We start from the raw sequence: 3,897 nt of genomic DNA on the forward strand, positions 1-3,897 counted from the left end.
AAAAAGCGAGAAGTCTACGGGCAACTGGCCGCTTTTTCTAGCTCCATTGAGATATGCACTTACAAGTTGAATCTAGGCAGTAAATTTCCTTATTTAATTCCAGTTAATAAGTAACAATTAAAATAGATTTTTTGGAGTTGTGTTGAAGTCGAAGCCACCGCTATCCGTAAGTGCGACTGACCTGGATGTTGAACATATCGTCCCAGTCTCATGGGCCCATGAGCATGGTGATACAGGCTGGACTGTAGATTTGAAGCGGTAGTTTGTTGAAGAACCCGAGTACCTATGGCTTGTTGATAATGGGTGAAATCAGAGCAAAAGAGACAAAGGCCCTGATGAGTGGATGCCGCCTTATGAACCAGGGCAGGCAACTTATGTTAAGCGGTTTATGGCAATTGTCGAGAAGTTTGGGCTGCGCCTTTCGGAGCAGGAATCTGCTCAGGTTTTGACACGAGTGAGGGAATAAAAAGATAGGAATAGATTGACTGATAGAGGCTTGGGATTGCCAGAACGCCAAGCATGCTTCGTTATTTTTGGCAAGAACAAAAAAGGCTTACATCAAAAGATATAAGCCTTTGTTTCTATTTGCGCGTTCGGGAGGATTCGAACCTCCGATCACCTGGCTCGTAGCCAGTTGATTGCGCAAAGGGGGTTCCCTCAAGCGGTTAATCAATGCTCAACCGGTTGCCAGTACGAGAGGATTTCCACTCCCTCAGCAACACAGTGGCAGGGAGCGGACTCAAAGCCAGTTTGGAATGCATCCTCAGCCTCTCGGAAGTATCTGGCGTTTTTCCCCAATTCCTACTTTAATCTGAGAGAAATTTATGCGCGCCTGGTATGTTCGCGATCAATACCGCCCCTTCTTACGCGACACCTTTGTTGACAAATACCGCCGATACTCGCACTACCATCTTCATTACACGGTACATCACCTCAGGGGTTGTCGCTCAATGTCGCATCAGGATTGATCATTACCGTCATCGACGATGGCGATCCCTGGTTATTGCTCACCATAATGCTGCCGGGGGCATAGCCGACCAATTCGGAGATATCGAAGATACCGGTCGATTCCGCGTCCACATTCGTCTGCCCAATGCGCAACTTGTTACCGCCATCCGGATTCATGTGCCAGATCTCACCGGAACTATTGTCTTCATTAACGAAGATGATTCCATCTGGATAATCCACACCATTTAATGTGGTTGCCGCGGTCCAATCGATATTGTCCGGACTGTCCAAGCTACCGCTTGAACCGCTTTCATTGGAAATTTTGGTCACGGTAAAGCTGGAGGAAGTGGCATCGAACCCGGAGTTGAAGACCAGAGAGAAATTCAGGTTAAAGACACCAGAATTTTGGTCGGCAAGTACGACTGCAGTAGGGCTACTGGGGCTGGTATCAATGTCTTCCAGCTTGCTGGAAGTCAACGCTCCGGAAGCGCTGGTATCGAATAAGCCACTATTGGTGTTACCCAGGCTTGGATAGGAGGCATTCAGATAGTACCAGCTACCATATGCCAGGCCGTTCCGTGCGAGGAAGCTGTTCGATGCATTGCCACTGGCATCCAGACCCTTCACGCCAATGTACAGCTTCATATCCTGAGAACCGCCGTCGGGAGACAGCACGATTGCGACATGCTCAGTTTCACCGGTATCAATGAGCGCAGCGTTTTCCCAGGAATCATACGACATACCGCCGATACCATCGGGAGCACTACCTGCGACTCCACTCAGTTGATATAAATCGCGGTTGGCGCTGTCCAGAGCGAACAGACGTCCACTACTGACTTCTTCACCGGTAATATAGATCTGGTCAACAAACCCGCGATTGTCCCCAAACGTATTTGGGGCATACGCCTGGCTTGAGCAGAAACGGGAAAAGCTGGTATTGGAGGTATTGGACGTATTGGTCCAGCTTGACCCGCCATTGCTACTCCAGCGGTCATAGGCTTGCCGTGCAGCCACTACAAAACTCACATCACCCGTATTACCAGCGTTGATCATGTTGTAGATCGCTGCCCGCAAATTGGCGACATTGACATCCACATCACTAACAGAAGCGTCACTGGTTTCATGATTCACCTGGATCCGGATTGTTGAACTATTCATTAGAAAAGCACCCGCACCATCGAAAGTACTGGGCATTGAATGGCCAACACCATCGCCTGAAGGGTTGTCACCCTGGGTGATCACCTCAAAGGCTTGCCAACCGTTATAGGTGGAAACTTGCAACGTACCGCCGTCAAGAGCGCTCACAGAGCGGGCAACCAGTATCTGGGTAACGAGAAAAGCGAAACCTGTCTTCCGCGCATAACCTGCCAACCGGCCAGAATTTGAATGTATTGAAGAACCCATAGCTTGGTCTTCTCCTGTTAATTAAAGAGATTTTAGAATTTGATAATTCAGCTGGTTCAATCGAGCACACCGTTTTGCAAAATTTGAAAACCAATGAACAGTCAAACATCTCATTTCCAGCTAAAACAGATTACATTCCATTAGAATCGATATGGATGGGTGCGCCGTTATAAGATAGGCAGTGGCGGTGACGAATTTATGGCAACGATATAAAAATTTATTGGTTGAAATATTGAGTGGCCTTCAATAGGAATATTACTTACACGCAAATTTAATCAAGTGAAAGGAAAGATGTATACTGCGCCAGATTCTTGAAATCACACACTAAATTGATGAAGGGGCAGCAGTCGAATATACAAATATTGATTGCTGCCATACTGGGTAAAGAGCTTCTTCGCGGGTATTGCAGGATGTGCGCCGGGCATTCCGTTACGCGGTGCAAACAGGGTGAATAGCGAATAACCCAGCGCCTGACAGAAGTAATGTGCTCAATGGGCGCAAGCTTGTAGTGGTCATTTTGGCCACCGCTTTTTGAGCATTTAGAGGGGTTTGCGCAAAGAATACGTTTAACGTACTATATCGCAAAACGTAATTCATAGTCATTCATATGCCGAAACGCGACGATCTCAACCAGTTCGGCCGATTCACCGAACCCGCTGTTCTGATTCTTATTAGCCTGGCGGAGTGCCCTCGACATGGCTATGCGATTGCCCAGGACATCTACCAAGTAACAGGTTACAAGCCGGGGCCTGGGACACTTTACGGTGCCCTTGGTCGTCTTGAAACGCGTGGGTTTATCCGGCCACAGTCTGAAAATACCAAAGAAGGACGCTGCGTGTACAAACTGACCTTGATAGGGCAAAAAGCACTTGGTGAGCGTTTGGATGCAATGGCGGCAGTAGGGCGTATCGGTCGAAACCGGCTGGATGGGTGCCCGATATGAAATGCTTGTTAAGGCTTTATCCACCTGCCTGGCAACAACGATATCGACGGGAACTTGCCGAATATTTAAAAACTGAACCTGTGAGTATGTGCACTCTATGGGATTTACTTGCAGGTGCCCTGGATGCCTGGCTGAACCCTGGCTCAATACCAGTTGTCGGAGAATCACTCCAAATAAACAAGGGTGAAATCACTATGATTAACCGTGCCAAAGACGATACGATTGCACTCACCAAAGCAGACGCTCTGCGGGCCGCAGGACTAATGATGGGAATTACCCTTGTCTTGACAGCCTTTGGCGTTTTCCTTGATAAAACCTTTGGTTCACATCCCTTGGTTAATCTGCTGATCCACACATCCTCGATCTTTGCGCTGTTGGCTTCTGGGTGCTACTTGCTGTTTAAATGCTATCCATTACCAGTGCGCCCTCTAGTTATTTTGGGATTGGTTGCTATTTTATACTCGCTGTTTTTGACCGCAATTATCGTTGCCGTGAAAACCTAAGGTATGCATTGAATGGCACTAAGGAACCTCTGATTAATTCACCTTCCTCCCGCGCTCCTACACCAAAACGGGAGAAGTTGATCAAGGATCAGTCAAAAA

General features: G+C 47.8%; 3 protein-coding genes. 2 read left to right on the top strand and 1 reads right to left on the bottom strand.

All coding sequences use genetic code 11. The features are described 5' to 3' along the window. Nucleotides 1-933: 933 nt before the first annotated feature. Complete coding sequence (locus tag Q1A48_RS20695; RefSeq protein ID WP_299948672.1) at nt 934-2,352, bottom strand: hypothetical protein; 1,419 nt, start codon at nt 2,350-2,352, stop codon at nt 934-936. Between the two features lie 607 nt (nt 2,353-2,959). Between Q1A48_RS20695 and Q1A48_RS20700 the strand changes: the two genes are divergently transcribed. Both Q1A48_RS20700 and Q1A48_RS20705 read left to right on the top strand, forming a co-directional pair. Next, nucleotides 2,960-3,295, top strand: coding sequence for a PadR family transcriptional regulator (locus Q1A48_RS20700; protein WP_299948674.1), 336 nt, complete (start codon nt 2,960-2,962; stop codon nt 3,293-3,295). After that, complete coding sequence (locus tag Q1A48_RS20705) at nt 3,292-3,798, top strand: hypothetical protein (protein ID WP_299948676.1); 507 nt, start codon at nt 3,292-3,294, stop codon at nt 3,796-3,798. Before Q1A48_RS20700 ends, Q1A48_RS20705 begins: the two co-directional genes overlap by 4 nt. Nucleotides 3,799-3,897 lie beyond the last annotated feature (99 nt).

It is taken from the genome of uncultured Microbulbifer sp. (assembly GCF_947489355.1).
GTDB lineage: Bacteria > Pseudomonadota > Gammaproteobacteria > Pseudomonadales > Cellvibrionaceae > Microbulbifer.

Excerpts from the sequence above, each read along its gene's own strand:
- Q1A48_RS20695 (WP_299948672.1), bottom strand. The coding sequence starts at position 2,352 with ATGGGTTCTTCAATACATTCAAATTCTGGCCGGTTGGCAGGTTATGCG.
- Q1A48_RS20700 (WP_299948674.1), top strand. The coding sequence starts at position 2,960 with ATGCCGAAACGCGACGATCTCAACCAGTTCGGCCGATTCACCGAACCC.
- Q1A48_RS20705 (WP_299948676.1), top strand. The coding sequence starts at position 3,292 with ATGAAATGCTTGTTAAGGCTTTATCCACCTGCCTGGCAACAACGATAT.